This is a genomic window from Nocardioides mangrovi (assembly GCF_020073815.1).
GTDB lineage: Bacteria > Actinomycetota > Actinomycetes > Propionibacteriales > Nocardioidaceae > Nocardioides > Nocardioides mangrovi.
Genome location: NZ_JAIQZJ010000001.1, coordinates 765,640 through 790,482, shown reverse-complemented (window position 1 = coordinate 790,482; position 24,843 = coordinate 765,640). Strand labels below are relative to the sequence as shown.

Annotated in this window: 21 protein-coding genes; 16 read left to right on the top strand and 5 right to left on the bottom strand. The window is 72.5% G+C overall.

Annotation, left to right across the window (positions count from 1 at the left end; translation table 11 throughout):
• The first annotated feature begins 36 nt into the window (after positions 1-36).
• The gene (locus K8U61_RS03740) at positions 37-645 is read left to right on the top strand and encodes a hypothetical protein (protein ID WP_224121620.1); all 609 of its coding nucleotides are present in this window, start codon (positions 37-39) and stop codon (positions 643-645) included.
• Here K8U61_RS03740 and K8U61_RS03735 read toward each other — a convergent pair.
• Genes K8U61_RS03735 through K8U61_RS25345 form a run of 3 tightly spaced genes read right to left on the bottom strand, consistent with a single transcriptional unit; the run spans position 639 to position 4,011 of the window.
• Positions 639-2,024 carry a YlbE family protein gene (locus K8U61_RS03735; protein WP_224121619.1) on the bottom strand — a complete coding sequence of 462 codons (1,386 nt, stop codon included), beginning with the start codon at positions 2,022-2,024 and terminating at the stop codon, positions 639-641. The genes K8U61_RS03740 and K8U61_RS03735 overlap by 7 nt on opposite strands.
• On the bottom strand, positions 2,021-3,427 hold the full coding sequence (locus tag K8U61_RS03730) for an AllF/FdrA family protein (protein WP_224121618.1): 1,407 nt from the start codon (positions 3,425-3,427) through the stop codon (positions 2,021-2,023). The genes K8U61_RS03735 and K8U61_RS03730 overlap by 4 nt, the downstream gene beginning before the upstream one ends.
• Positions 3,424-4,011 (bottom strand): oxamate carbamoyltransferase subunit AllH family protein, encoded by a 588-nt coding sequence (locus K8U61_RS25345; RefSeq protein ID WP_224121617.1) that lies wholly within the window; start codon positions 4,009-4,011, stop codon positions 3,424-3,426. The genes K8U61_RS03730 and K8U61_RS25345 overlap by 4 nt, the downstream gene beginning before the upstream one ends.
• Before the next feature lie 147 nt (positions 4,012-4,158).
• On the opposite strand from K8U61_RS25345, the gene K8U61_RS03720 reads away from it, so the two are divergent.
• From K8U61_RS03720 to K8U61_RS03675, 10 genes are all read left to right on the top strand, one after another.
• Positions 4,159-5,430: a PucR family transcriptional regulator gene (locus tag K8U61_RS03720; RefSeq protein WP_224121616.1), complete on the top strand. Its 1,272-nt coding sequence runs from the start codon at positions 4,159-4,161 to the stop codon at positions 5,428-5,430.
• A gap of 193 nt (positions 5,431-5,623) precedes the next feature.
• The gene (locus K8U61_RS03715) at positions 5,624-6,991 is read left to right on the top strand and encodes a uracil-xanthine permease family protein (RefSeq protein WP_224121615.1); all 1,368 of its coding nucleotides are present in this window, start codon (positions 5,624-5,626) and stop codon (positions 6,989-6,991) included.
• Positions 6,988-7,824: an FAD binding domain-containing protein gene (locus K8U61_RS03710; RefSeq protein ID WP_224121614.1), complete on the top strand. Its 837-nt coding sequence runs from the start codon at positions 6,988-6,990 to the stop codon at positions 7,822-7,824. The genes K8U61_RS03715 and K8U61_RS03710 overlap by 4 nt, the downstream gene beginning before the upstream one ends.
• Positions 7,821-8,333, top strand: coding sequence for a (2Fe-2S)-binding protein (locus tag K8U61_RS03705; protein WP_224121613.1), 513 nt, complete (start codon positions 7,821-7,823; stop codon positions 8,331-8,333). Before K8U61_RS03710 ends, K8U61_RS03705 begins: the two co-directional genes overlap by 4 nt.
• The gene (gene cutA / locus K8U61_RS03700) at positions 8,330-10,711 is read left to right on the top strand and encodes an aerobic carbon-monoxide dehydrogenase large subunit (protein ID WP_224121612.1); all 2,382 of its coding nucleotides are present in this window, start codon (positions 8,330-8,332) and stop codon (positions 10,709-10,711) included. The genes K8U61_RS03705 and cutA overlap by 4 nt, the downstream gene beginning before the upstream one ends.
• Positions 10,708-11,346 carry an SRPBCC family protein gene (locus K8U61_RS03695; RefSeq protein WP_224121611.1) on the top strand — a complete coding sequence of 213 codons (639 nt, stop codon included), beginning with the start codon at positions 10,708-10,710 and terminating at the stop codon, positions 11,344-11,346. Before cutA ends, K8U61_RS03695 begins: the two co-directional genes overlap by 4 nt.
• The gene (locus K8U61_RS03690; RefSeq protein WP_224121610.1) at positions 11,343-12,734 is read left to right on the top strand and encodes an amidase; all 1,392 of its coding nucleotides are present in this window, start codon (positions 11,343-11,345) and stop codon (positions 12,732-12,734) included. The genes K8U61_RS03695 and K8U61_RS03690 overlap by 4 nt, the downstream gene beginning before the upstream one ends.
• Before the next feature lie 28 nt (positions 12,735-12,762).
• Complete coding sequence (locus tag K8U61_RS03685) at positions 12,763-14,415, top strand: MDR family MFS transporter (protein WP_224121609.1); 1,653 nt, start codon at positions 12,763-12,765, stop codon at positions 14,413-14,415.
• 25 nt (positions 14,416-14,440) lie between these two features.
• Positions 14,441-14,593 carry a hypothetical protein gene (locus K8U61_RS03680; RefSeq protein WP_224121608.1) on the top strand — a complete coding sequence of 51 codons (153 nt, stop codon included), beginning with the start codon at positions 14,441-14,443 and terminating at the stop codon, positions 14,591-14,593.
• A 72-nt stretch (positions 14,594-14,665) separates the two neighbouring features.
• Positions 14,666-16,660, top strand: coding sequence for a TIGR03960 family B12-binding radical SAM protein (locus tag K8U61_RS03675; RefSeq protein ID WP_224121607.1), 1,995 nt, complete (start codon positions 14,666-14,668; stop codon positions 16,658-16,660).
• Between the two features lie 34 nt (positions 16,661-16,694).
• Here the strand turns inward: K8U61_RS03675 and K8U61_RS03670 are convergent, their stop codons facing one another.
• Positions 16,695-17,246 carry a TetR/AcrR family transcriptional regulator gene (locus tag K8U61_RS03670; protein ID WP_224121606.1) on the bottom strand — a complete coding sequence of 184 codons (552 nt, stop codon included), beginning with the start codon at positions 17,244-17,246 and terminating at the stop codon, positions 16,695-16,697.
• Positions 17,247-17,477: 231 nt separating this feature from the next.
• Positions 17,478-18,692: an MFS transporter gene (locus tag K8U61_RS03665; protein WP_224121605.1), complete on the bottom strand. Its 1,215-nt coding sequence runs from the start codon at positions 18,690-18,692 to the stop codon at positions 17,478-17,480.
• 51 nt (positions 18,693-18,743) lie between these two features.
• Here K8U61_RS03665 and K8U61_RS03660 point away from each other — a divergent pair, with 51 nt between their 5' ends.
• From K8U61_RS03660 to rpmA, 5 genes are all read left to right on the top strand, one after another.
• Positions 18,744-19,925 (top strand): winged helix DNA-binding domain-containing protein, encoded by a 1,182-nt coding sequence (locus K8U61_RS03660; protein WP_224121604.1) that lies wholly within the window; start codon positions 18,744-18,746, stop codon positions 19,923-19,925.
• Positions 19,926-19,934: 9 nt separating this feature from the next.
• On the top strand, positions 19,935-20,645 hold the full coding sequence (locus K8U61_RS03655; protein ID WP_224121603.1) for a TIGR03936 family radical SAM-associated protein: 711 nt from the start codon (positions 19,935-19,937) through the stop codon (positions 20,643-20,645).
• A 359-nt stretch (positions 20,646-21,004) separates the two neighbouring features.
• The gene (locus K8U61_RS03650; RefSeq protein ID WP_224121602.1) at positions 21,005-24,037 is read left to right on the top strand and encodes an Rne/Rng family ribonuclease; all 3,033 of its coding nucleotides are present in this window, start codon (positions 21,005-21,007) and stop codon (positions 24,035-24,037) included.
• Positions 24,038-24,188: 151 nt separating this feature from the next.
• Positions 24,189-24,497 (top strand): 50S ribosomal protein L21, encoded by a 309-nt coding sequence (gene rplU / locus K8U61_RS03645; RefSeq protein ID WP_224121601.1) that lies wholly within the window; start codon positions 24,189-24,191, stop codon positions 24,495-24,497.
• A gap of 43 nt (positions 24,498-24,540) precedes the next feature.
• On the top strand, positions 24,541-24,795 hold the full coding sequence (gene rpmA, locus K8U61_RS03640; protein WP_224121600.1) for a 50S ribosomal protein L27: 255 nt from the start codon (positions 24,541-24,543) through the stop codon (positions 24,793-24,795).
• The last annotated feature ends 48 nt before the right edge of the window (positions 24,796-24,843 follow it).

Genomic DNA, 24,843 nt, shown 5'->3' with positions numbered 1-24,843 from the left:
CAGTGCCGGTCCGGTACTCGTCCCTACCGTCCTGGCATGACGTCTCCGGGCAGGGCCGCCGCCGCGGTCCTCACGATCCTGACCGCGCTGTCCAGCCTCGTGCTCCCCGTCGGGAGCGCGGCCGCGAACGACGAGGACGCCGGCAGCAGCAGCGGTTCCTGGCATCACGTGCACTTCCACATCAACGCCTACCGGACCGGTGACGTCCGGACCGGCAGCTGCGAGGGCAGCTGGCGCGACAACGCCGGCATCTGCCAGGGCTGGGCCGAGTCCCGCACCTGGTACGACAGCTACCCGTTCCGCAGCTCGACGCAGGTGCGCTGGGCCTCGACGCCCACCCGCTGCCGCGACGCACCGGGTGGCCGCGACTCCCGGGTGTGGCGGCACGAGGTCTACGTCTACGCCTCGCACCTCGGCACCGGCCAGAACAGCTGGCTGTGCGGCTGGGGCGACGAGGGCTGGCACACGATGGTGGTGACCGGCGGGGAGATCCGCGGCTACGACGGCTACTTCCACGAGGTGCAGCGGAGCAGCGGCGTCCTCGCCGATCGCGAGCACGTCCCGGGTGGGCCGCTCTACGTCTTCCTCGACGCCAGCCGGGACCAGGGCGCGGTGATCGGCTTCCGGGGCTGGCTGCGCTACTGACCCGCCAGCTCAGCCAGCCGGGCCAGCGCCTTCGGGAAGATCTCGGCCGGCGGCGTGACGAGCCCGGCGCCGACCTGACCCACGCCCGCGACCTTGCCGGCCATGCCGGTGTTGATCTGCGGGAGGATCCCGGTGCGGCAGACCTTCGAGACGTCGATGCCGGTCGGGGTGCCCTGGAACTCGAGCACCGGCACCGACCAGCGCGGGTTCTCGGCCAGCGTGATCTCGTGCATCCGGCGCGTGGTGGCCAGCGCGTCGGGCACCGAGCCGCCGACGAAGCGGACGATCGCGGGCGCGGTCGCCATCGCGAAGCCGCCGATGCCCGCGGTCTCGGTGATCGCCGAGTCGCCGATGTCGGGGTTGGCGTCGTCCGGGCCGTAGTCGCCGAGGAAGAGGCCGTCGGCCAGCTGCGCCGGGCCGGTGAACCACTCGTCGCCGGTGCCGGCGACCTGGATGCCGAAGTCGGTGCCGTTGCGGGCCATCGCGACCACCATCGTCGACCCCTCGGTGCCCCGAGCGGCGTCGAGGGCGAGCTTGCAGGCGGGCATCGCGAGGTTGAGGAAGAAGTGGTCGTTGCCGCCGATGAAGCGCAGCGACTCGGCGACGTCCGCGCTGTCGACGCCCACGGCGACCATGGCGGGTGAGAGGTCGCGCAGCAGCATCAGGGTGCCGGCGCGGTTGCGGTTGTGGGCCTCGTCGCCCATCTGCAGCATCTGGGTGAGGATGCCGGTGACGTCGACCGGAGCCGTGCCCCGCACGGCCTTCTGCAGGAGCGGGCCGAGCACGTCGCCCATCCACCGGAGCCGGGTCAGCACCTCGGGTGAGTAGGCGCCGTACCGGAGCACCTTGCCGAGTCCCTCGTTGAGGGAGCAGTAGGTACGGCGGCCGCTGGCGGCGTCCTCGAGCACGAACATCCACATGCTCGGGGTGACCACGCCGGCCATCGGCCCGACCGCGGAGCGGTGGTGGCAGGGCTCGAGCGAGACGGACGTGCCGGACTCGAAGAGCGCGGCGGCGTCCTCGGGATCCTCGACCAGCCCCTCGAGCGCGGCGCCGCCCAGGAGCGCGCCGCGCAGCGGGCCGGACGCGCGGTCCCAGCCGATCGGCGGGCCGGCGTGCAGGAACTCACCGCGCTGCAGGCCCAGCGCCTCGGAGGCGGGCAGCACGTCGACCAGGGTCGCGGTCACGTCGAGCATCGCGGCGACCGCGCGCTCGTTCGCCTCCCGGCGGCGGGGGTCGGCGGCGACGGTCGCGAGGTCGGTCTCGGTGCCGGCCATCGGCGGGCGCCAGTCGACACGGGTGACCGGGGTGGCCTGGTCGGCGACGGCGTCGCCGAGGAGATCGGCACCGACGTTCACGACTCCGGCGGGGGTGGTCACGACTGGGCTCCGATCAGCTCGAGGGCACGGCGGGTGGCGCCGGCGTTGGAGAGGTGCACCTCGGCACCGGCCTCGACCAGCGCGCGGACCTGTCGGTCGCGGTCCTGCGGGTCGGCGGCGGTGCCGACGACGGCCACCACCACGGGCTGGGCGATGCCGGCGAGCGCGGGGGCCAGGGCGGCCGCGGGGTCGGGCTCGGCACCGTGGCCCAGCACGACGTCGAGCAGCAGCACGCCGGTGTCGGGGTCGGTGGCCGCGCGGGCGAGGTGCTCCAGGCGCAGGGACGGGTCGATCATCGGGTGGGCACGGCCGGTCGTGTACTCGTCGTCGCCGAAGTCGACGAACGTGTGACCGCCCTCGGTGCCGGCGATCAGCTGGGCCTCGCTCTTGAGCGTGCCGCCGACGAAGAGCCCGCGGACCACCCCGTCGACCCGACGCAGGCCCTCTGTCGGGTCGACGACCGGCCAGGCGGGGACCTCCCGACCGAGCCGGCGCAGCACGCTCTCGGCGGCCGCGGTGAGGTCGGGCTGGCCCGGCCCCAGCAGGGCGAGCTCGACGGGGGTGCCGAGCGAGGCGGCGTACGCCTCGATCTCGGTGGCCACCTCGGGCGCCGGGGGCTTCGACGCGAGCACGATCAGCTCGACGGCCGGGTCGGCATCGAGCCGGCGCAGGGCCTCCCGGGTGGCCAGCCCGCCGACCTCGGCGGAGAGGTCGCGGCCGCCGACGCCGAGCGCGGACGAGACGCCGACCCCGGCGTGGTCGAGGAGCGCGAGCAGCTGTTGGCAGCCGGTGCCCGACGCGGCGACGATGCCGACCGGGCCGGGGGAGACCACGTTGGCGAAGCCGAGCCCGAGGCCGCCGACGACAGCGGTGCCGCAGTCGGGACCCATGACCAAGACGCCGCGCTCGGCGGCGGCGCGCTTGAGGGCGACCTCCTGCTCGACCGGCACGTTGTCGCTGAAGACCATCACGTCGCGGCCGGCGTCGACCGCGTCCATCGCCTCGACCAGCGCGCTCGCGCCGGGGACGGAGACGAGCGCGATCGCGTCATGGCCCGGAGTCCCGGCAGAGCGGCGCAGCGCGCTGGCCGTCGTGCGGGGCGGCGCGACCTCGGTCGGACCCTCGACCCGCTTGGTCGCGTCGCGCAGCGCCTGGTCGACCCCGGCCAGCGCGGCCGCCAGCCCGTCGGCTGCGGCGAGCCGGAGCGCGACCACGAGGTCGTTCGGCGTCGCGTCCGGGACCTCGAAGCCCATGCCGGTCAGCACCTCGACGTTGAGCGGCGTCGCCATCGCGACCTGGGCGGCGAGCACGCCGTCGAGGCCCTGGACGGTCCGGCTCACCTGCAGCAGCGTCACCGAGTCGGCGTACGCGCCGGGCCGGAGCTCGACGTGAGTGTGGGTCATGCGGCCTCTTTCAGGGAGTGGAGTGCGGCGCGGGCGCCCTGGAGCATCCCGCGTCCGGAGGTGTGGCCGACCGCGGCGAGGGCCGCGGTGCGGTCGGGGTCGTCGGGTGCGGCCAGCCAGGCCGCGAACTCGGGGATCGCCTCGCCGTGCATCGCGCACTCGAGCAGCGTCGCGGAGAGCAGCGTGGTGCGGTGCAGGTGGGCGCGGACCTCGGCGTCGACGTCGGGCGTCGCGATCCCGGCCGCGCGGTGCACCGCGAGCCAGCCGCAGAGCACGTCGTCGTCGTACGGCGTCAGCCCGTCGCCCCGCCCGATCATCGCCGCCACCTCGCCCGGGGGCGGGGCGGCGACGGCCGCCCCGATCACGACGCCGGGGAGCGACGGCACGGACACGTCGACGATCCGGCCGACGACCAGCGGCTCGCCGTCGAGGTGCAGCACGCCACCCGCGAGCGAGGCGGCGGTGACGTCGAGGGCGTCGAGAGTGGTGCGCAGCGCGCTCGGGACGGCGGTCGCCCGGCGCCCGACGACGCCGACGCAGCGACCGGCCACGTCGAGGTAGACCGCGTCGCGTCCGCGGTGCACTACCGGCACCACTCCGTCGGCCGCTCCGCGCAGGTGATCCCGGACGCGGAGAGGTGCACCGACGGGGATCACCTTCCCGACGCTATCCGGGTCGATTACGGTTTGCCGATGTGAGGTTGTGCCAACAGCGGGGGCAGGGGAGTGCAGATGTTGATAACAGGTGACCGCGAGGAGCTCGCCAGTGCGGCGCTCGCCCGGGTCGATGCGCTGCACACCGGGCTGACCCAGATCGTGCTCGAGGGCGGCAACCTCGACGGCATCGCCGCCGAGGTCGGCCGGGTCCTCGACGTCGGCGTCGCCTTCACCTCGACCGACGGTCGGGTCCGGGCGTCGGCGCTCCGCGACGACCACCGCGAGCTGCTCGCGGAGGCCGGTCTGGTCGACCCGACCGGTCGGCTGCGGGTCGAGCGGATGGGGGCCGGCGGCCCCCATCCCTCCCACGTCTCCCGGGTCGCCGCCGGCGGCGTCGACCTCGCGCGCCTGGTCGCCGTGCGCCCCGACCAGCAGCTCTCCGACGACGACGTGCACGCGCTCGAGCGGGCCGCGGCCGTCGCCGCGCTGCTGATCACGCGGGAGCAGGCCGTGACCGCGGTCGAGAACAAGTACCAGGGCGACTTCCTGCGCGACGTCCTGCTGCGTCGTACGGCGTCCGCGGCGTACGTCGCCGAGCACGCCGAGACCTTCGGCTGGGACCTCTCCCGGCCGGTCGTCGTCGTGGTCGCCGAGATCGACCCGGTCGTCGGGGAGGAGCCCGTGTCGAGCACCCAGCGGCGCCAGTGGCAGGAGCGCTTCTCCGCCGCCTGGCGGCAGGTCGCCGACACCCTGGAGCCCGGCATCCCCACCGCCGACTTCTCCTCCGAGGTCGTCACGCTGCTGCCGATCCTGGAGGGCGACGGCGAGCCCGTCGACGGCCACGGCGTCGTCCGGCGTGCCGTCACCGCGGTGGCCGGCGACAAGGGCGGCGGCCGTCGGCCCTTCTCGGTCGGCGTGGGCCGGGTCGCCCGCGGGCTCGACGAGCTGCCGGCGGCGTACGCCCAGGCCCGGCGGGCGGTCGAGGTCGGTCGTCGGGTCAACGGCGGCGGCTCGACGACGTTCTTCGACCAGCTCGGCCTGCACCGGCTGATCGCGCTGATCCCGGACACCCCGACCGGCTCGGCCGAGCTGCGCGCCTTCGTCGAGGACGTCCTCGGCCCGCTCGGCGAGCGCACGACGGAGGCCGCCGACCTGCGCGAGACCCTGCAGGTGCTGCTGGACACCAACTTCAACGTCGCGGAGGCCGCGCGCCTGCAGTTCTTCCACTACAACACGATGCGCTACCGGGTCTCCAAGCTCGAGCGGCTGCTCGGCCCGTTGTCGACGGACCCGCACCTGCGGCTCGACGTCGCGGTGGCCCTGCGGGTGCTCGAGATGGCCACCTGACCGCCCTCCCGGTCAACGGCTGATCACACGCCGATCACGCCTGTGTGACAGGGATTCCGGCGCCCCGACCCGCCCACAAGAGGTGCCAGTGGGTACGGCGTTCCTTCGGCATCTGTCGCCGTCGAAGGTGTGTCATGGCTCTCATTAGGTTGAGCGGACTCGGGCCCGTCCTGACGCCGAAAGGGTGTGTGTCATGTCGATGTTCAAGTGGGATGTAGTCGATCCCCGACCAGGTGAGGCCGTCGCGCCGAACCAACGCCTCAACTGGGGCAAGACCGTGGGCATCGGTGCCCAGCACGTCGTCGCCATGTTCGGTGCCACGTTCGTGTTCCCGGTCGTCATGGGGCTGGACCCCAACCTCGCGATCCTCTTCTCGGGCATCTGCACGATCCTGTTCCTGCTGGTCACCCAGAACCGGGTCCCGAGCTACCTCGGCACCAGCGCCTCGTTCGTCGCCGGTGTGGCCGCGATCCGCGCCCAGGGCGGCGACTCGGCCGACGTGACCGGAGCGATCCTGGTCTCCGGCCTGGTCCTCCTCGCGGTGGGCGTCCTCGTCCACTTCGCCGGTGCCGGCCTGATCCACAAGGTGCTGCCGCCGGCGGTCACCGGTGCCGTGGTGATGCTGATCGGCTTCAACCTGGCCCCGGTCGTGGCCGGCATCTACTGGCCCCAGGACCAGTGGGTGGCGCTGCTCACCGCCACCTTCATGATCATCGCCGCGGTGCTGCTGCCCGGCTTCTGGTCGCGGATCGCGGTGTTCCTCGCGCTGATCTTCGGCTACCTGATCTCGTGGATCTTCGACGGCATCTTCGGGCAGATCACCTCCTGCGGTGGCACCGGCTGCGAGCCGGTCGCCCACGACCGCGTGTCCTGGTCCGCGGTCAAGGCCGCCGACCTGATCGGCCTGCCGAGCGGCACCCTCGCCGACGGCGTCGACGCCGTGCACAGCCCGAGCTTCTCGCTGACCTTCATCCTCCTGGTGCTGCCCGGCGTCATCGCGCTGATCGCGGAGAACACGGGCCACGTCAAGGCCGTCGCCGAGATGACCGGTGAGAACCTCGACCCGTACATGGGCCGGGCCATCGCCGCCGACGGCGGCGCGACCGCGCTGGCCAGCCTCTTCGGCGGCTCGCCGACCACGACGTACGCCGAGAACATCGGCGTCATGGGGGCGACCCGGGTCTACTCGACCGCCGCCTACTACGTGGCGGCGATCGTCGCGATCCTGCTGGGCCTGTGCCCGAAGTTCGGCGCGATCGTCAACGCCACCCCGGGCGGTGTCCTCGGCGGCATCACCGTCGTGCTCTACGGCATGATCGGCCTGGTCGGCGCCAAGATCTGGGTCGAGAACCGCGTCGACTTCGGCGACCCAGTCAACATGGTCGGCCTGGCGGCAGGCATCATCGCCGGTGTGGGTGGCGTGACGCTGAAGATCACCGACGACTTCTCGCTCAGCGGCATCGCCCTGGGCACGATCATGGTGATCGTCTACTTCCACCTGGTGAACCGCCGGGGCAGCCACACCGACCGAACCTCCGGAGAGGTGACGAAGGTCCTGTGAAGCCAGCACCGTTCGACTACCGCCGGCCAGGATCGATCGCCGAGGCGGTGCAGATCCTGGCCGGCGAGCCGAACGCCAAGGTGCTGGCCGGCGGCCAGAGCCTGGTGCCGCTGCTGTCGATGCGCCTCGCCGCCCCGGCGATGCTCGTGGACATCAACGCGATCCCGGGCCTGGATGCCATCGAGGTCGAGGACGGCGGCGTGCGCATCGGTGCGCTCGCCCGGCACGCCGCCGTCCTGGCCTCACCCGACGTGCGCCGGGTGCAGCCGCTGGTGCCGATGGCGCTCGCGCACGTCGCCCACGCCACGATCCGCAACCGTGGCACCACCGTCGGCTCGTTGATCCACGCCGACGCCGCCGCGGAGATGCCGGTCGTCCTGTCCCTGCTGGGCGGGTCGGTCGACGTCGACGGCCCGAGCGGCCGCCGGACGATCCCGGCGAGCGAGCTGTACGTCGGGCCGCTGGAGTCCTCGCTGCACCACGACGAGATCGCGGTCTCGGCGTTCTTCCCGGCGCTGGCGCCGGGTGCGGGTGTGGCCTTCCAGGAGCTGGCCCGCCGGCACGGCGACTACGCGCTTGTCGGCGCGGCCGCCCTCGTCGAGGGTGAGTCGGTCGAGGTCGGCTACCTGTCCGTCAGCGACGTCCCCACCGTCGTCGACCTCTCGGGCGTCGACGACGCGGACCTGGGGGAGGCGGCGCTCGCGCAGCTCGAGCCCGCCGACGACATCCACGCCACCGCGGCCTACCGCGCCCAGCTTGTGCGGGTGCTCACCGGCAAGGTGGTTCGATCGGCTCGGGAGTGGGCCGACCAGCACGCGGAGGGAGCACGGTGAGCGAGGAGCTGCACGACGTACGCCTGACCGTCAACGGCGCCAGCCACGAGATCCGGGTGCCCGCGCGGCGGCTGCTGTCGGACGCGCTGCGCCACGACCTCCGGCTGACCGGCACCCACGTCGGCTGCGAGCACGGCGTGTGCGGGGCGTGCACCGTCCTGGTCGACGGCGAGCCGATGCGGGCGTGCCTGATGTTCGCCGTCTCGGCGGTGGACCACGAGATCACCACGGTCGAGGGACTCACCCACGCCGACGGCTCGCTGAGCCCGGTGCAGCAGGCCTTCGCGGAGTGCCACGGCCTCCAGTGCGGCTTCTGCACCCCCGGCTTCCTCACCACCATCACCGCCGGTCTGCGCGACAACCCCCAGCCCACGCACGAGGAGGCGCGCGACATGATCGCCGGCAACCTCTGCCGCTGCACGGGCTACCAGAACATCGTCAAGGCGGTCGAGCGAGCAGCGGAGCTGGGTTCCGAGGCTCGCACCTCGACCACCGGAGGTGCGTCATGACGACCAAGCTGATGGGCCAGGGCGTCCAGCGGGTCGAGGACCAGCGCTTCCTGCGTGGCCTGGGCCGGTACGTCGACGACGTGGCCGTCGAGCAGCAGGTGCTGCACGCCGCGGTCCTCCGCTCGCCGCACGCCCACGCGCGGATCCTCGACATCGACGTCGCCGACGTCCTCGACGTCGAGGGCGTGCACGCGGTCTACACCTACGACGACCTCACCGGTCCGATGGCCGAGCCGCTGCCGCTGCTGATCCCACACCCCGCGCTCACCCACGGCCGCACGCAGTACGCGCTGGCCAAGGACGAGGTCAACTACGTCGGCGAGGCGATCGCCTTCGTCGTGGCCGAGGACCGGTACGTCGCCGAGGACGCCGTCGCGCGGATCCGGGTCGACTACGAGTTCCTGCCGCCCGTGGTGGGGATCGCGGCCGCCCGCGCCGCGGAGCGTCTCGTCCACGACGACGTGCCCGGCAACGTCGGCGCCCGCCTCGAGCAGGAGGTCGGCGACGCCAAGGCCGCGATCGCCCGGGCGCCGCACACGCTGAGCCTGGACCTCACCGTCGAGCGCAGCGCCTGCATGCCGATGGAGGGCCGCGGCACCGTCGCGCGCTGGGACCCCGACCTGCACCGGCTGCAGGTGTGGACCTCGACGCAGAGCTCGACCGGTGTTCGCGCTGCGGTCGCGGTGAAGATGGGCCTCGGCCTCGGTCAGGTCGACGTCGTCACCCCGGACGTCGGCGGCGGCTTCGGCGTGAAGATCAACCACCCGTGGCCCGAGGAGCTGCTGGTCCCGATGGCCGCGCGGGCGCTCGGCCGCACGGTGAAGTTCACCGAGGACCGCCGCGAGCACTTCATCTCCTCCGCGCACGAGCGCGGTCAGGTCCACCACATCGAGGTCGGCTTCGACGACGACGGGCGGCTGCTCGGGCTCGACGTGGAGTTCTGGCACGACCACGGCGCGTTCACGCCGTACGGCCTGATCGTCCCGATCATCACCTCCACCCAGCTGCTCGGGCCCTACAAGCCGCAGAACTACCGGGTGGTCTTCGAGTCGCTCTACACCAACACGGTCATGGTGACGCCCTACCGCGGCGCCGGCCGGCCGCAGGGCTGCTACGCCATGGAGCGCACCATGGACGCGATCGCGGCGTACCTCGGCAAGGACCGCACCGAGGTGCGCGCGGTCAACTTCATCCAGCCCGACGAGTTCCCCTACGACCAGGGCCTGATCTTCCAGGACGGCCGCGAGCTGGAGTACGACTCGGGCGACTACCCGGCCTCGCTGGAGAAGATCAAGGCGCTCGTCGGCTGGGACGAGTTCCCGGCCTTCCAGGCCGAGATGGCCGCGCAGGGCCGCCGGGTCGGCATCGGCCTCGCCTGCTACGTCGAGGGCACCGGCGTCGGTCCCTACGAGGGCGCGCACGTCCACATCGAGACCTCCGGCAAGGTGAAGGTCGCCACCGGCCTGACCACCCAGGGCCAGGGCCATGCGACGGTCTTCGCGCAGCTGGTCGCCGACGAGCTCGGGTGTCCGTTCGAGGACGTCGAGGTCGTCACCGGCGACACCCGCCGGATGCCGTACGCCGTGGGCACCTTCGCCTCGCGCGCGGCGGTGATGAGCGGGTCCGCTATCCACCTCGCGGCCAAGCGTGCCAAGGAGAAGGTCCTCAAGATCGCCGCCGAGGCGCTGGAGGCCGACGAGAAGGACCTGCAGATCGTCGACGGCGTCGTGTCGGTGAAGGGCTCGCCCGGCACCTCGATCGACCTCGGCACGGTCTCCGTGCTCTCCAACCCGCTGCGCTACGCCTTCGACGAGGCGTCCAAGGCCGCCACCCAGTTCTCCGTCGGCGACCCCGGCAAGCCGCCGGTGCCCGAGGACGAGGAGCCGGGGCTCGAGGGCAAGGACTTCTACTCGCCCGAGCGCGCGACGTTCGCGTCCGGCATGCACGCCGTCATCGTCGAGACCGACCCCGACACCGCCGAGATCACGATCCTCAAGTACGCCGTCGTCCACGACTGCGGCAAGCTGATCAACCCGATGATCGTCGAGGGCCAGATCCACGGCGGCGTCGCCCAGGGCGTCGGGGGAGCGCTCTACGAGCGGATGGCGTACGACGAGTCCGGGCAGCTGCTCAACGCGTCGTTCATGGACTTCCTCATGCCCTACGTCACCGAGGTCCCCGACGGCATCGACGTCGACCACCTCGAGACCGCCTCGCCGCTCAACCCGCTCGGCATCAAGGGTGCGGGCGAGGCCGGGGTGATCCCGTCCGCCGCGGTCTTCGCCGCCGCCATCGAGGACGCCGAGGGCATCCCCATCACCGCGATGCCGATCTCTCCCTCCGAACTGTTCACCCTGCGCCAGGAGCACTCCTCATGAAGATCAGCGGCACCAACGTCCTCGAGCAGCCCGTCGACAAGGTGTGGGACGCGCTGCTCGACCCGCGCGTCCTGGTCGCCACCATCCCCGGCTGCGAGCGGCTCGTGGCGACCGGCGGCCCCGGTGACCACGCCTACGACATGACGGTCACGGCCGGTGTCGCCGCGATCAAGGGCACCTACCAGGGCCAGTGCACGCTCTCCGACCTCGACCAGCACCGCGGTCTCACCATGCGCCTGTCCGGTGCGGGTGCGCCCGGCACCATCGACGCGACCGTCCAGGTCTCCTTCACCGAGCCCTCGCCCGGCGCGACGCAGATCGCCTACGAGGCCGACGCGGTCGTCGGCGGCATGGTCGGCGGGGTCGGCCAGCGGATGCTCACCAGCGTGTCCAAGCGGATGGCCGGCGAGTTCTTCGGCAACGTCGGCCAGGCGATCACGAGCGGACCGGTGGTCGAGCCCGTCGAGGCGCCGACCGGCGCCGGCCCGGCCGACGCACCTGGCGTGGTCTTCGCGCGCCCGGGGGTCTCGACGAGCTCGACCAGCGGAGACGGAGACTTCCTCAAGGGCATCGCCGTCGGTGCCGGCCTGGTCGTGCTCGGCGTCATCGTCGGTCGCGTCTTCGGTCGGCGATGACGGCTCTCACCGTCGACTCGACCGCCCGCGACCAGGCGGCCGCCGTACGCCGCCGCGAGATCTCGGCGCGCGAGCTCCTCGACCTGCATCTCGAGCGGATCGCGGAGCGCAACCCGCAGCTCAACGCGATCGTCTCGCTCGACGAGGAGCGCGCCCGGTCGGGGGCCGCGGCCGCCGACGAGGCGCTGGCCGCCGGCCGGGAGGTCGGCCCGCTGCACGGACTGCCGTTCGCGTTCAAGGACACCCACGCCGTCGCCGGCTGGCGCACCACCTACGGCTCCGTCCTGTACGCCGACCACGTGCCCGACCACGACGAGCTGATCGTCGAGCGCGTACGCCGCGCCGGCGTGGTCACCATCGGCAAGACCAACGTGCCGGAGTTCGCGGCCGGCTCCCACACCTTCAACCGCGTCTTCGGCACGACCCTCAACCCGGTCGACCCGTCCCGGTCCGCGGGCGGTTCGTCCGGCGGCGCAGCGGCCGCCCTGGCGTCCGGGATGGTGCCGCTCGCCGATGGCTCCGACATGGGCGGGTCGCTGCGCAACCCCGCGTCGTTCTGCGGCGTCGTCGGCCTGCGGCCCAGCCTCGGCCGGGTCCCGGAGTGGCCGCTCTACAACCAGTGGGAGACCACGTCCGTGGGTGGCCCGATGGCGCGCAACGTGGGGGACCTGGCCCTGCTGCTGAGCGTGATGGCCGGCCCGGACCCGCGGGCTCCGCAGGCGCTCGGCGACCCCGGCGCGGCCTTCGCGCCGCCGCTCGGCGGCAGCCTGGCCGGCCTGCGGGTCGCGGTGTCGACGGACCTCGGCGGGTCGATCGAGGTCGACCACGAGGTCGCGTCGATCGTCGGCGCGTCGGCCGCCGTGCTCTCGTCCGCCGGCGCCACGGTCACCGACGCCCACCCCGACCTGCCCGAGGCCGACGACACCTTCCGCACTCTGCGGGCCTGGCACTTCCAGGCCCGGTTCGGGGAGCGGCTCGCGGCCCACCCCGACGCCTTCAAGCAGTCGCTGGCCGACAACATCCGGGCGGGGGAGCACCTCACCGGCGCCGACGTGGCCCGCGCCTACGCCCAGCGCACCGCGCTGGCGGAGCGGATGCGGCTCTTCTTCGAGCAGCACGACCTGCTCGTGCTGCCGGTCTCGCAGGTGCCGCCCTTCCCGGCCGACCAGGAGTTCCCGACCGAGATCAACGGCCGCCCCATGGCCACCTACCTCGACTGGATGCGGGCGGCGTACTTCATCACCGTGACCGGCTGCCCGGCGATCTCGGTGCCCTTCGGCCGGACCGCCGGCGGACTCCCGGTCGGGCTCCAGCTCGTCGCCGCGCACGGCCGCGACCGGTTCCTCCTCGAGGCGGCGTGCGCGTTGGAGGAGACAGTCTCCGCATAGGGCACCGGCCGGGCTAGGCTGGCCGGCGATGACCGAGCAGACCACTCCGCAGGCCGAGGACCACTCCGGCGAGTACTCCCACCGTCAGATCGTCACCATCCTCTCGGGGCTCATGCTCGGCATGTTCCTGGGTGCGCTCGACCAGACGATCGTGAGCACGTCCATCCGCACGATCGCCGACGACCTCAACGGCCTGTCGGTGCAGGCGTGGGTGACCACGGCGTACCTGATCACCGCGACGATCACGACGCCGATCTACGGCAAGCTCGGCGACCTCTACGGCCGCAAGAAGCTCTTCATGTTCGCGATCTCGGTCTTCGTGATCGGCTCGGCGCTCTGCTCGTTCGCCGACTCGATGTACGAGCTCGCGGCCGCGCGCGCCTTCCAGGGCCTCGGCGCCGGTGGCCTCTTCACGCTCGTGCTCGCGATCATCGGCGACATCGTGTCGCCGCGCGAGCGGGCTCGCTACACGGGCTACTTCATGGCGATGTTCGGCACCTCGAGCGTGCTCGGCCCGCTCATCGGCGGCTTCTTCGCCGGCGCCGACACCATCCTGGGGATCAGCGGCTGGCGCTGGGTCTTCCTGGTCAACGTCCCGATCGGCATCGCCGCCCTCGCGGTCGTCTACCGCACCCTGCACGTCCACCACACCCGCGCCGTGGGCATCCGGATCGACTGGTGGGGCGCCGCCGCGCTCGTCGTGGGCCTGGTGCCGCTGCTGACCGTCGCCGAGCAGGGCCGCGAGTGGGGCTGGGACTCGCCGCGGTCGGTCACGGCGTACGTCGTGGGGGCGATCGGTCTCGTCGCCTTCTACCTCGCCGAGCGGGCCATGGGCGACGCGGCGCTGATCCCGCTGCGGATCTTCCGGATCCGCGCGGCAGCGGTCACCATCGTGGCCAGCGTGATCGTCGGTGTCGCGATGTTCGGCGGCATCATGCTGCTGCCGCTCTACCTCCAGATCGTGCACGGCGCCTCGCCCACCGAGTCCGGCCTGCTGATGCTGCCGATGGTGGCCGGCCTGATGTTCGGCTCGATCAGCTCGGGCCAGATCATCTCCCGCACCGGGCACATCCGCTGGTTCCCCGTCGCCGGGTCCGCGGTGATGTCGATCGGCCTCTTCCTGCTGACGCTCACCGGTGCGGACACCCCGCTGTGGAAGCTCAGCCTCGCGATGCTGGTGCTCGGCCTCGGGCTCGGCAACTGCATGCAGCCGCTGCTGCTCATCATCCAGAGCTCGGTGTCGCCGCGGGAGATCGGCGTCGCCACCAGCTCGGCGACCTTCTTCCGCCAGATCGGCGGCACCATGGGCGTCGCGGTCTTCTTGTCGGTGCTCTTCTCGACCGTCGGCGGCAACATCGCCGACGCGATCCAGGAGGAGTCCCAGACACCGGCCTGGCAGCAGGCGGTCGCGGCGGGCCACGGCCCGAGCCCCGACCTGATCGCCCAGGTGCAGGACGACTCCTCGGTCATCGACCGGATGGACCCGGTCATCGCGCACCCGTTCAAGGTCGGCTTCGCCGAGTCGATGGATCACGTGTTCCTGCTCGCCGCCTGCGTCGGCGTCGTGGGCTTCCTGATCCTGCTGCTCCTCATGCCGCCGGTCGAGCTCCGCGCGACCTCGGCCGCCGCGGCCGCCCGCGCCGAGGACGCGCCGCCGGAGCCGGTGGAGCCGCCGGTCTGAGGTCGGCGTGTGTTGGGATGGGAACATGAACGACTCCGTCGAGCCTGACATCGCCGAAGCCGTCCACCACGTCACGAACCGCTTCGGGGTGGCCGGACTCGAGACCCTGATCGCACTGGCCCAGGACGAGCTGGTCGAGGCGCGCAAGGCGCTCGAGGAGCTCACGGACGGCGACTGACGGTTCGTCGGCGCCCTGCCGCACGACGTACCCTGGTGGCTTGCCCTGATCCCTGTCGTGCGAGGTAGTTGCATGTCCGCGCCCGCGAGCGCCCCGGAGTCGGCCCCGGAGTCGGTGTTTCCGCTCCTCGAGCCGCGTCTCCCGTCGGTCTCCAAGCCGATCCAGTACGTCGGCGGCGAGCTCAACTCCACCGTCAAGGACTGGGACGCCGCCCCCGAGGGCGAGACCGTCCGCTGGGCGCTGATGTACCCCGACGCCTACGAGGTCGGGCTGCCCAACCAGGGCGTGCAGATCCTCTACGAGGTGCTCAACGAGCGCGACTGGATCGTCGCCGAGCGCACCTACGCCGTCTGGCCCGACATGGAGCGGGTGATGCGCGAGGAGCGGATCCCGCAGTTCACCGTCGACGCGCACCGCCCGGTCCGGTCCTTCGACCTCTTCGGCCTGAGCTTCTCCACCGAGCTCGGCTACACCAACATGCTCAACGCCCTCGACCTCGCGGGCATCCCGCTGCACAGCGCCGACCGCACCGACGACGACCCGATCGTCCTGGCCGGCGGCCACGCGGCCTTCAATCCCGAGCCGATCGCCGACTTCCTCGACGCCGCCGTCCTCGGCGATGGCGAGGAGGTCGTCCTGGCCATCTCCGAGGTCGTCCGCGACTGGAAGGCCGAGGGCCGGCCGGGCGGTCGCGACGAGGTGCTGCGCCGGCTCGCGGTGAGCGGCAACATCTACGTCCCGCGCTTCTACGACGTCACGTACGCCGCCGACGGCACCATCGAGGCCGTCGTCCCCAACCGGCCGGGCATCCCCTTCCGGGTCCGCAAGCACACGCTGATGGACCTCGACGCGTGGCCCTACCCGGCCAAGCCGCTGGTGCCCCTGGCCGAGACCGTCCACGAGCGCTTCTCGGTCGAGATCTTCCGGGGCTGCACCCGCGGCTGCCGCTTCTGCCAGGCCGGCATGATCACCCGCCCGGTCCGCGAGCGGTCGATCGAGACGATCGGCAACATGGTCGAGAACGGCATCCGCAAGTCCGGCTTCGAGGAGGTCGGGCTGCTCTCGCTGAGCTCCGCCGACCACACCGAGATCGGCGACGTCGCCAAGGGCCTCGCCGACCGCTATGAGGGCTCCAACGTCTCCCTGTCGCTGCCCTCGACCCGCGTCGACGCCTTCAACATCACGCTGGCCAACGAGTTCTCGCGCAACGGCCGGCGCTCCGGCCTCACGTTCGCCCCCGAGGGCGGCTCGGAGCGGATGCGCAAGGTGATCAACAAGATGGTCACCGAGGAGGACCTGATCCGCACCGTGGCGACGGCGTACTCCCACGGCTGGCGGCAGGTGAAGCTCTACTTCATGGTCGGCCTGCCCACCGAGACCGACGAGGACGTCCTCCAGGTCGCCGAGCTCGCCAAGAAGGTCATCGCCAAGGGCCGCGAGGTCTCCGGCCGCAACGACATCCGCTGCACGGTCTCCATCGGTGGCTTCGTGCCCAAGCCGCACACGCCCTTCCAGTGGGCCGCGCAGCTCGACCACGAGACCACCGACGAGCGGCTGAAGAAGCTGCGCGACACCGTCCGCGAGGACAAGAAGTACGGCCGCGCCATCGGCTTCCGCTACCACGACGGCAAGCCCGGCATCATCGAGGGCCTGCTCTCCCGCGGCGACCGCCGGGTCGGCCGGATCATCGAGCAGGTGTGGCGCGACGGCGGCCGCTTCGACGGCTGGAGCGAGCACTTCTCCTACGACCGCTGGGTCGCCTCGGCCGAGTCCGCGCTCGCGGCCCTTCCCGATGGGCAGAGCGGCGTCGACCTCGAGTGGTTCACCACCCGCGAGCGCGAGTACGACGAGGTCCTGCCCTGGGACCACCTCGACTCCGGCCTCGACAAGGACTGGCTGTGGGCCGACTGGGAGGACGCCCTCGCGGTCGCCGACGGCAGCGCCGACGTCGAGGTCGAGGACTGCCGCTGGACCCCCTGCTACGACTGCGGCGTCTGCCCCGAGATGGGCACCGAGATCCAGATCGGTCCCACGGGTCGGCAGCTGCTCCCGCTCAGCGTCGTCTAGCGGTCCGCCCACGGGGCGCTGCAGTGGCTGGGGGTCAGGCCGCCGGCGGGAGCGCCAACCCCAGCGACGCCTCGGCACGCGTGATCAGGTCGCGCGCTCGGTCGGCGGACATCGGACGGTCCGCAGCGCACATCGCCGCCCACAGTCCGGTGGCGACGCAGCAGAGGATCTCGACGTCCGGGTCGTGTCGCTTCCGCGTGTAGGCGGACTCCACCGCGGCCTGCAGCTCCTCGTCGAGCAGCCCGACTCCGGCCCCGGTGACCTCGTCGGCCCTGCTGAGCTCCACCAGCCCCAGCCAGGCGCGCACGAACGGCAAGGTGTCGTCGTCCGGCACCAGCGCGGCAGCCCCGTCGCGGTGCACCCGGTAGTCGATGACCCGGACGAGCCGCATCCCCACTCGCTTCGTGACGAGGTCCAGCATCCGGTGCTTGTTGGTGAGGTGCGCGGACAGCGAGGACGGGCTCAGCCGGAGGACGGCCGCCATCTTGCGGACGGTGAGAGCCGTGACGCCCTCGGTGTCGATGAGGTGCAGGCAGGCGTTGACCAGGTCGTCGACGCGACCGCCGGGGTCGATCAGGGAGGGCATGGCGCCAACCCATCACGAGCCGGCGCGGGGCGCGAGCTCCTCTCCACAGCGCCCTCGCTCCGGGGAGGCTCTCCGCCGTTGATCGCACGTTCGTACGGCGCCGTACGAACGTGCGATCAACCGGATGACGGGGGTGCCGGGCTCAGCGTCGGCTGCCCTCCAGGGTCCCGGTCGTCCGTTCAACGCCGGCGGTCGCTACTCCGCGGCGGCTGGTCGCTCATGCCGCGGGGTCTACCCCCGTCGAGGCTCGCTGAACCCGTCGACGCCGAGCTGGTCCTCCACGTAGATCGGCCGGGTGACGTACGCCGCCAGCGCGAAGAGCGGCAGCGCGAGCACGAGGAGCAGCAGGAGCGGGATGTTCCAGCCGCCGGTCGCGGTGTGCACGACACCGATGGTGAACGGTCCGGCGACGGCGATCAGGTAGCCCGTCGACTGGGTGAAGGCCGAGAGTGCGGCGGTGCCCTCGGGCGTCCGGGCGCGCAGCCCGATCAGGGTCAGGATCAGCGGGAAGGTCACCGTGCCGACCCCGACGACGACCGCCCACAGCGGCGCGAGGGCGTACGGCGCGACCATCAGCCCGACGTAGCCGACGGGGTAGGTCGCGATCACGACGAAGAGCACCATGGCCGGGTTCGCGGAGCGGACCAGCACGTTCGGCAGCCAGAGCGAGAGCGGGATCGACGTCCCCGCGACGAGACCCGCCAGGATGCCCGCGGTCGTCGCGCCGTACCCGCTGTCGCGCCAGAGCGTCGCGAACCAGCCGAAGACGGCATACGCCTGCAGCGACTGGAGGCCGAAGAAGCCCGCCATCGCCAGGCCGAGCCGGGTGCGGGCGACGTCGCGGAAGGAGATCGTGCGCGGCGTGACCTCCAGGTGCCGGTCCTGGGTGGCCAGCGCGATCCACGGGACGGCGGCGACGGCCGCGACCAGCGCCCAGGCGCCGATGCCCCACCGCCAGCCGCCGAGCGCGTCGGAGAGCGGCACGGTCAGCATCAGCGCCGCGGTCAGGCCGGTCGAGAGCGCGGTGGTGTAGATCGCGGTGATGAAGCCGATCCGGTCGGGGAAGTGCAGCTTGACCAGGGAGGGGAGCAGGACGTTGGCCATCGCCATCCCGGCCAGCGCGAGCATCGACAGTGCGAGGAAGAGCGCCTCGCTGCCGGTGAGCGCCCGGCCGGTCAGCCCGACGACCGCGGCGACGAGTGCGAGCAGGGTGACCCGGTGCAGCCCGATCCGGTGCGCGGCCGCGGGCGCCATCGCCCCGAAGACCGCGAAGCCGATCACCGGCAACGAGGTCAGCAGGCCCGCGGTCGGACCGCTCATCGAGAAGGCGTCCCGGATCTCGTCGAGCACCGGGCCGATGCTGACCGCGGCGGGCCGCAGGTTGAGCGACAGCAGGACGATGCCCACCAGGACCAGGGCCGTCGTACGGCGCTCGGGAGTGCTCACCGGGGGATCGTGTCAGGGCCGGTGTCGGACGTCTTCGGCAGGATGACTCACATGCGCCGGGTCACCGATGTCGAGAGACGCCACCGCCTCGCCCGCCGACACGCGCTCGCGCCCGGTCACCGCGCGGCCGACCCCGAGACCGCGACGCGGGCGATGACCGTGCTCCACGCGACCGAGGCGCCGAGCGTCTACCTCTCGCTGTGGGCACGCGTCGACGGCCTGACGGTCGCCGAGGTCGACCGGGCGCTGTACGACGACCGCACCCTGGTCAAGCAGCTCGCGATGCGGCGCACGCTCTTCGTCTTCCCTCGCGACCTGTTGCCCGCCGCGTGGGGGAGCGCCTCGGCGCGGGTGGCCCGGGCGATCGGCACCCGGCTCGCCAAGGAGGTCGAGCAGGCCGGCCTGACCGACGACGGGGCTGCCTGGCTCGCGGCCGCCGAGGCCGCGACCGAGGCCCATCTCGCCGACGGCGCCGAGCTCTCCGCGCAGGAGATCCGCGAGGCGGTCCCCGAGCTCGCCGGCCGCCTCGACCTCTCGCCGGGCAAGTCCTACGGCGCCAACGTCCCGGTGGCTCCTCGCGTGCTCACCCAGCTCGGCGTCGAGGGCCGGATCGTCCGCGGCCGCAACGGCGGCCACTGGCGCACCGCGCGGCCGCAGTGGACGTCGATGTCGTCGTGGCTGGGGTCCGTGCCGGAGCCGCTGAAGGAGCGGGAGGGCTACGCCGAGCTCGTGCGCCGCTGGCTGGTGACCTTCGGACCGGGCACCGAGGCCGACCTGGTCTGGTGGCTGGGCGGCACCAAGACCGCGGTCCGCGCTGCCCTCGCCGACGTCGGGGCGGTCGAGGTCGAGCTGGAGGACGGCCGTCCGGCCCACCTGCACGCGGACGACCTGGAGGTCGAGGCCGCCGTCGAGCCCTGGGCGGCGCTCCTGCCGGTCCTCGATCCGACCGTGATGGGGTGGAAGGAGCGCGACTTCCACCTCGGGCCGCACGCGCCGATGCTCTTCGACACCAACGGCAACGCCGGCACCACCGCCTGGTGGGACGGCCGGATCGTCGGCTGCTGGGTCCAGGACCCCGACGGCGTGGTCGTGCTGAACCTCCTCGAGGACGTCGGTGCCGAGGGTCGCGCGGCGCTCGGCCTGGAGGCGGCCCGGCTCACCACCTGGCTGGAGGGCCACCGGGTGAGCACGGTCTACCCGTCGATTGCGATGAAGCAGGCTCTCTCCTCGTAACCTTGGTCGGTGCGTGACCAGCCCGAGCAGCAAGCCCCTCCCGTCCAGCGGCTGCGGATCCGCTACGCCAAGCGTGGCCGGCTCCGCTTCACCAGCCACCGCGACTTCAGTCGGGCCTTCGAGCGGGCGATCTTCCGAGCGCGCGTGCCGATGGCCTACTCCTCGGGGTTCAACCCGCACCCGCGCATCTCGTACGCCGGCGCCGCGCCGACCGGCTCGGCCAGCGAGGCGGAGTACCTCGAGATCGCCCTCGCCGAGGTCGTCGACCCGGCCGTCGTGCACGCGCAGCTCGAGGAGGCGCTGCCCGACGGCCTCGACGTCGTCGAGGTCGTCGAGTCGCCCGGCGGGGCCCTCGCCGACCGGCTCCAGGCCAGCCACTGGCTGATCGACGTGACCGGCCCGGCCGAGCCGGTGGTCGCCGCGGTCGAGCAGTTCCTCGCCGCTCCCGAGGTGGGCGTCGAGCGGATGACCAAGAAGGGTCTGCGGGAGTTCGACTGCCGCGCCCCCGTCGTCTCCCTCAGCGCCACCGCGACCGACACCGGGGCCCGGATCGACCTCGTGCTGCGACACGCGGTGCCCGCCGTACGACCCGACGACGTGCTCGCCGGCCTCGGAGCCGTGTCCGGCCTCACCACCGACGGCGCGCCGCTCTTCACGCGGCTCGCGCAGGGCCCGCTCGACGAGGCCGAGGGAACAGTGGGCGACCCGCTGGCGACGTGACGGTGACGGACTCCGGCCGGTCGTGTGCGATACTCGCCCTGGTTGCACCGGACACCCGTCCGGGACGACCCGACGACGTTCTCGCCGGTCCATCCGTGGCCCGGCACACCACGAGGCACGATCGGCGCCAGACCGCGACGCGGCCGGCAGGTCGGTGACAGCGACCCGCCACCAGGTCACCCTCTTGACCGAGGGGACCAGGCCTTGCGACCGCGGCAGGCGTCGGACGTCGCTCCGGGGTGACGTACCGCGGAGGGTGTCGCCGCCACACGCAGGCTTAGCGCCGCCGCCTTGACCACCTCGGGCGGACGGCTCGGAACCGCTCGACCGCCCCGCGGTCGGGCCGAGGAGCACACCAGATGCCCGACGAGACCCAGGTCGGCGAGGACACGCTCGCCACCACCCCGGACGCCGCCCCCGCCGCGGAGGCGCCGGCCGAGAAGCCGGCCAAGAAGGCCGCCGCGAAGAGGACCACCGCCAAGAAGGCGACGGCCAAGAAGGCCACCGCGAAGAAGGCCACCGCCAAGAAGGCCGCCGCGGAGCCGGAGCCCGCCGAGGCCCCCGTGCCGGCTCAGGCGGAGGAGCCCTCCGAGAAGCCGGCCAAGAAGGCCGCCGCGAAGAAGGCGACCGCGAAGAAGGCCGCCGCGAAGAAGACCACCGCCAAGAAGGCCGCCGCGGAGCCGGAGCCCACCGAGGCCCCGGCCGCCGAGGGCGAGGCCGGTGCCACCGCGATGCTCTTCCAGGTGCCCGAGTCGGCACCGGCGAAGAAGGCCGCGGCCAAGAAGGCGACGGCCAAGAAGGCCACCGCGAAGAAGGCCACCGCGAAGAAGGCGACGGCCAAGAAGGCGGCCACACCCGAGCCCGAGGCCGAGGAGACCACGCCCGCCGAGGCCCCCGAGGCCGAGCCGACCGAGTCCACCGAGCCGACCGGGTCCACCGAGTCCACCGAGGCCGACACCGACGACGCCGAGGGTGGCGAGGGTGGCGAGGGCACCGGCGCACCGCGTCGCCGTCGCCGTCGGGGCGGTCGCCGCCGCCGCAAGGCCGGTGACTCCTCGGACTCCTCCGATCCCACCGACACCGACCAGGACGAGTCGTCCGACGCGGCCGAGGACAGCGCCGACTCCGGCGACGCCGACGACACCCCGAGCGAGGGCGGCAGCTCGCGTCGGCGCCGTCGGCGCCGTCGCGCCGGCGAGGAGGGCGGCGACGGCTCGTCCGACGACCCGGAGAACACCGTCACCCGGGTCCGCCGCCAGCGCTCGGTCGAGGACGAGATCACCGCGGTCTCCGGCTCCACCCGCCTCGAGGCCAAGAAGCAGCGCCGCCGCGAGGGTCGCGAGGCCGGCCGCCGCCGCGCCCCGATCGTCAGCGAGGCCGAGTTCCTGGCCCGCCGCGAGTCCGTCGACCGGGTCATGGTGGTCCGCCAGCGCGAGGACCTCACCCAGATCGGCGTCCTCGAGGACCGCGTCCTCGTCGAGCACTACGTCGCCCGCGAGTCCCAGACCTCGCTGATCGGCAACGTCTACCTCGGCCGGGTCCAGAACGTCCTCCCCTCGATGGAGGCGGCGTTCATCGACATCGGCAAGGGCCGCAACGCGGTCCTGTACGCCGGCGAGGTCAACTGGTCGGCGCTCGGCCACAAGGACGGCCAGCCCCGCAAGATCGAGTCGGTGCTCAGCTCCGGCCAGACCGTGCTGGTGCAGGTCACCAAGGACCCGATCGGGCACAAGGGCGCCCGGCTGACCAGCCAGATCAGCCTGGCGGGCCGGTTCCTGGTCTACGTGCCCGACGGCACCACCAGTGGCATCTCCCGCAAGCTGCCCGACACCGAGCGCAACCGCCTCAAGACGCTGCTCAAGGAGATCGTCCCCGACACCGCGGGCGTCATCGTCCGCACCGCCGCCGAAGGCGCGAGTGAGGACGAGCTGACCCGCGACGTCGAGCGCCTCAAGGCCCGTTGGGAGGACATCGAGGCCAAGGCGCGCGGCAACGCCCCGCAGCTCCTGTACGGCGAGCCGGACCTCACCCTCAAGGTCGTCCGCGACCTCTTCACCGAGGACTTCTCCAAGCTGGTCATCCAGGGCGACGACGCCTGGGACACCGTCCAGGGCTACGTCGCGCACGTCGCGCCCGACCTGGAGGAGCGGCTGGTCCGCTACGACCCCGGCCCGCACGGCGCGGGCGGCAAGGCCGACGTCTTCGCGGAGTACCGCATCGACGAGCAGATCTCCAAGGGCCTGGACCGCAAGGTCTGGCTGCCGTCGGGCGGGTCGCTGATCATCGACCGTACCGAGGCGATGACCGTCGTCGACGTCAACACCGGCAAGTTCACCGGCTCCGGCGGCAACCTCGAGGAGACGGTCACCAAGAACAACCTCGAGGCGGCCGAGGAGATCGTCCGCCAGCTCCGGCTGCGCGACATCGGCGGCATCATCGTCGTCGACTTCATCGACATGGTCCTCGAGTCCAACCGTGACCTGGTGCTCCGCCGCCTCGTCGAGTGCCTCGGTCGGGACCGCACCCGGCACCAGGTCGCCGAGGTCACCTCGCTCGGCCTGGTCCAGATGACCCGCAAGCGGATCGGCACCGGCCTGGTCGAGGCCTTCAGCGAGAACTGCCAGCACTGCCAGGGCCGCGGCGTGGTGATCCACGAGCACCCGGTGGAGCCGAAGCAGGGTGGCGGCGAGGAGGAGTCCCGCCGCGGCGGTCGCCGCAGCCGTGGCCGCGGCCGCGGTGGCGACCAGGACAACGCCGGTAGCGGCAGCAACGGCGGCGGGAACGGCGGCGGGAACGGCGGCGGCAGCCCCAAGCCGCCGTCGCCCAAGGACGTCGCCGCGATGGCCCGCCCCGAGCACGAGGGCGAGGGGGACGAGCCCGAGACCCCGGTCGACACCGCGCCGGAGAGCGTGGTCGAGTCCGAGCCGACTGTCGAGCCGACTGTCGAGCCGGCCGGGACGCCGGTGGCCGAGGAGCCCGCTGCGCCCAAGGTCACCACCCGTACCCGGAGCCGTCGCTCGGCGAGCCGCCCCGCGACCACCCCCGAGCCGGCCCCCGCGGTCGAGCCGGTCGTCGAGCCGGTGGTCGAGCCCGTCGAGACCCCCGAGCCCGAGAGCGCACCGGAGCCCGCGCCCGAGGAGCCGGCCGCGCCCAAGGTCACCACGCGCACCCGCGGCCGCCGCGCGACGCGTCCGGCCGGCCCGCCGGCCGACGAGCCGGTCAGCGAGGCCGCGGCCCCGCCGCCGGGGTCCGTGGGCAGCATCGGCGTCCCGCCGGCCGACGGCATCGTCGAGCCCGGCACGTCGGACGCCGAGCCCGGTGGTGAGCCCGGCGCCGACGACCCGCACGTGGAGCACGTGCCGATCAAGAAGAAGGGCTCGCGCAAGCGCTGAGGGCTCCGGGCACGGATTTGCCCCGGTCGGGGCGAGATCCGTACTATTGACTCTCGGTGCGCTCAGCGCGCCCTTTCTGTGCGGCGCCGCCCAAGCGTTGCGCCCCAGACATAGACGTTCCAGTTCCAGCAGATCGACGAAGGAGACCGCGGTGTACGCGATCGTGCGCGCAGGCGCCAAGCAGCAGAAGGTTGCCGTGGGCGACGTCATCGAGATCGACAAGGTCACCACGGCGGCCGGCGACTCGGTGCAGCTCCCGGTGGTCCTCGTCGTCGACGGCGAGAAGGTCACCTCCGACGCGAAGGCGCTCGACAAGGCGTCGGTCACCGTTGAGGTCCTCGGCGCCACCAAGGGCCCGAAGATCATCATCCAGAAGTACAAGAACAAGACCGGCTACAAGAAGCGCCAGGGTCACCGTCAGAAGTACACCCAGGTCAAGGTCACGGCCATCAACGCCTGATCAGGCTTGATCGCACCCACGACTCCCTCGAAGGACTGAACAGATGGCACACAAGAAGGGCGCGGCGTCCACCAAGAACGGCCGCGACTCCAACGCTCAGCGGCTCGGCGTCAAGCGCTTCGGCGGTCAGGTCGTCGGCGCCGGCGAGATCATCGTCCGCCAGCGCGGCACCCACTTCCACCCGGGCAGCGGCGTCGGCCGCGGCGGCGACGACACCCTGTTCGCGCTGATCCCCGGTGCTGTCGAGTTCGGCACCCGTCGGGGTCGCCGGGTCGTCAACATCGTCCCGGGCGAGTGACCTGACGCTCGCTGCACAGCTTCATCTCGAAGAGCGTCCCGTTCCCGG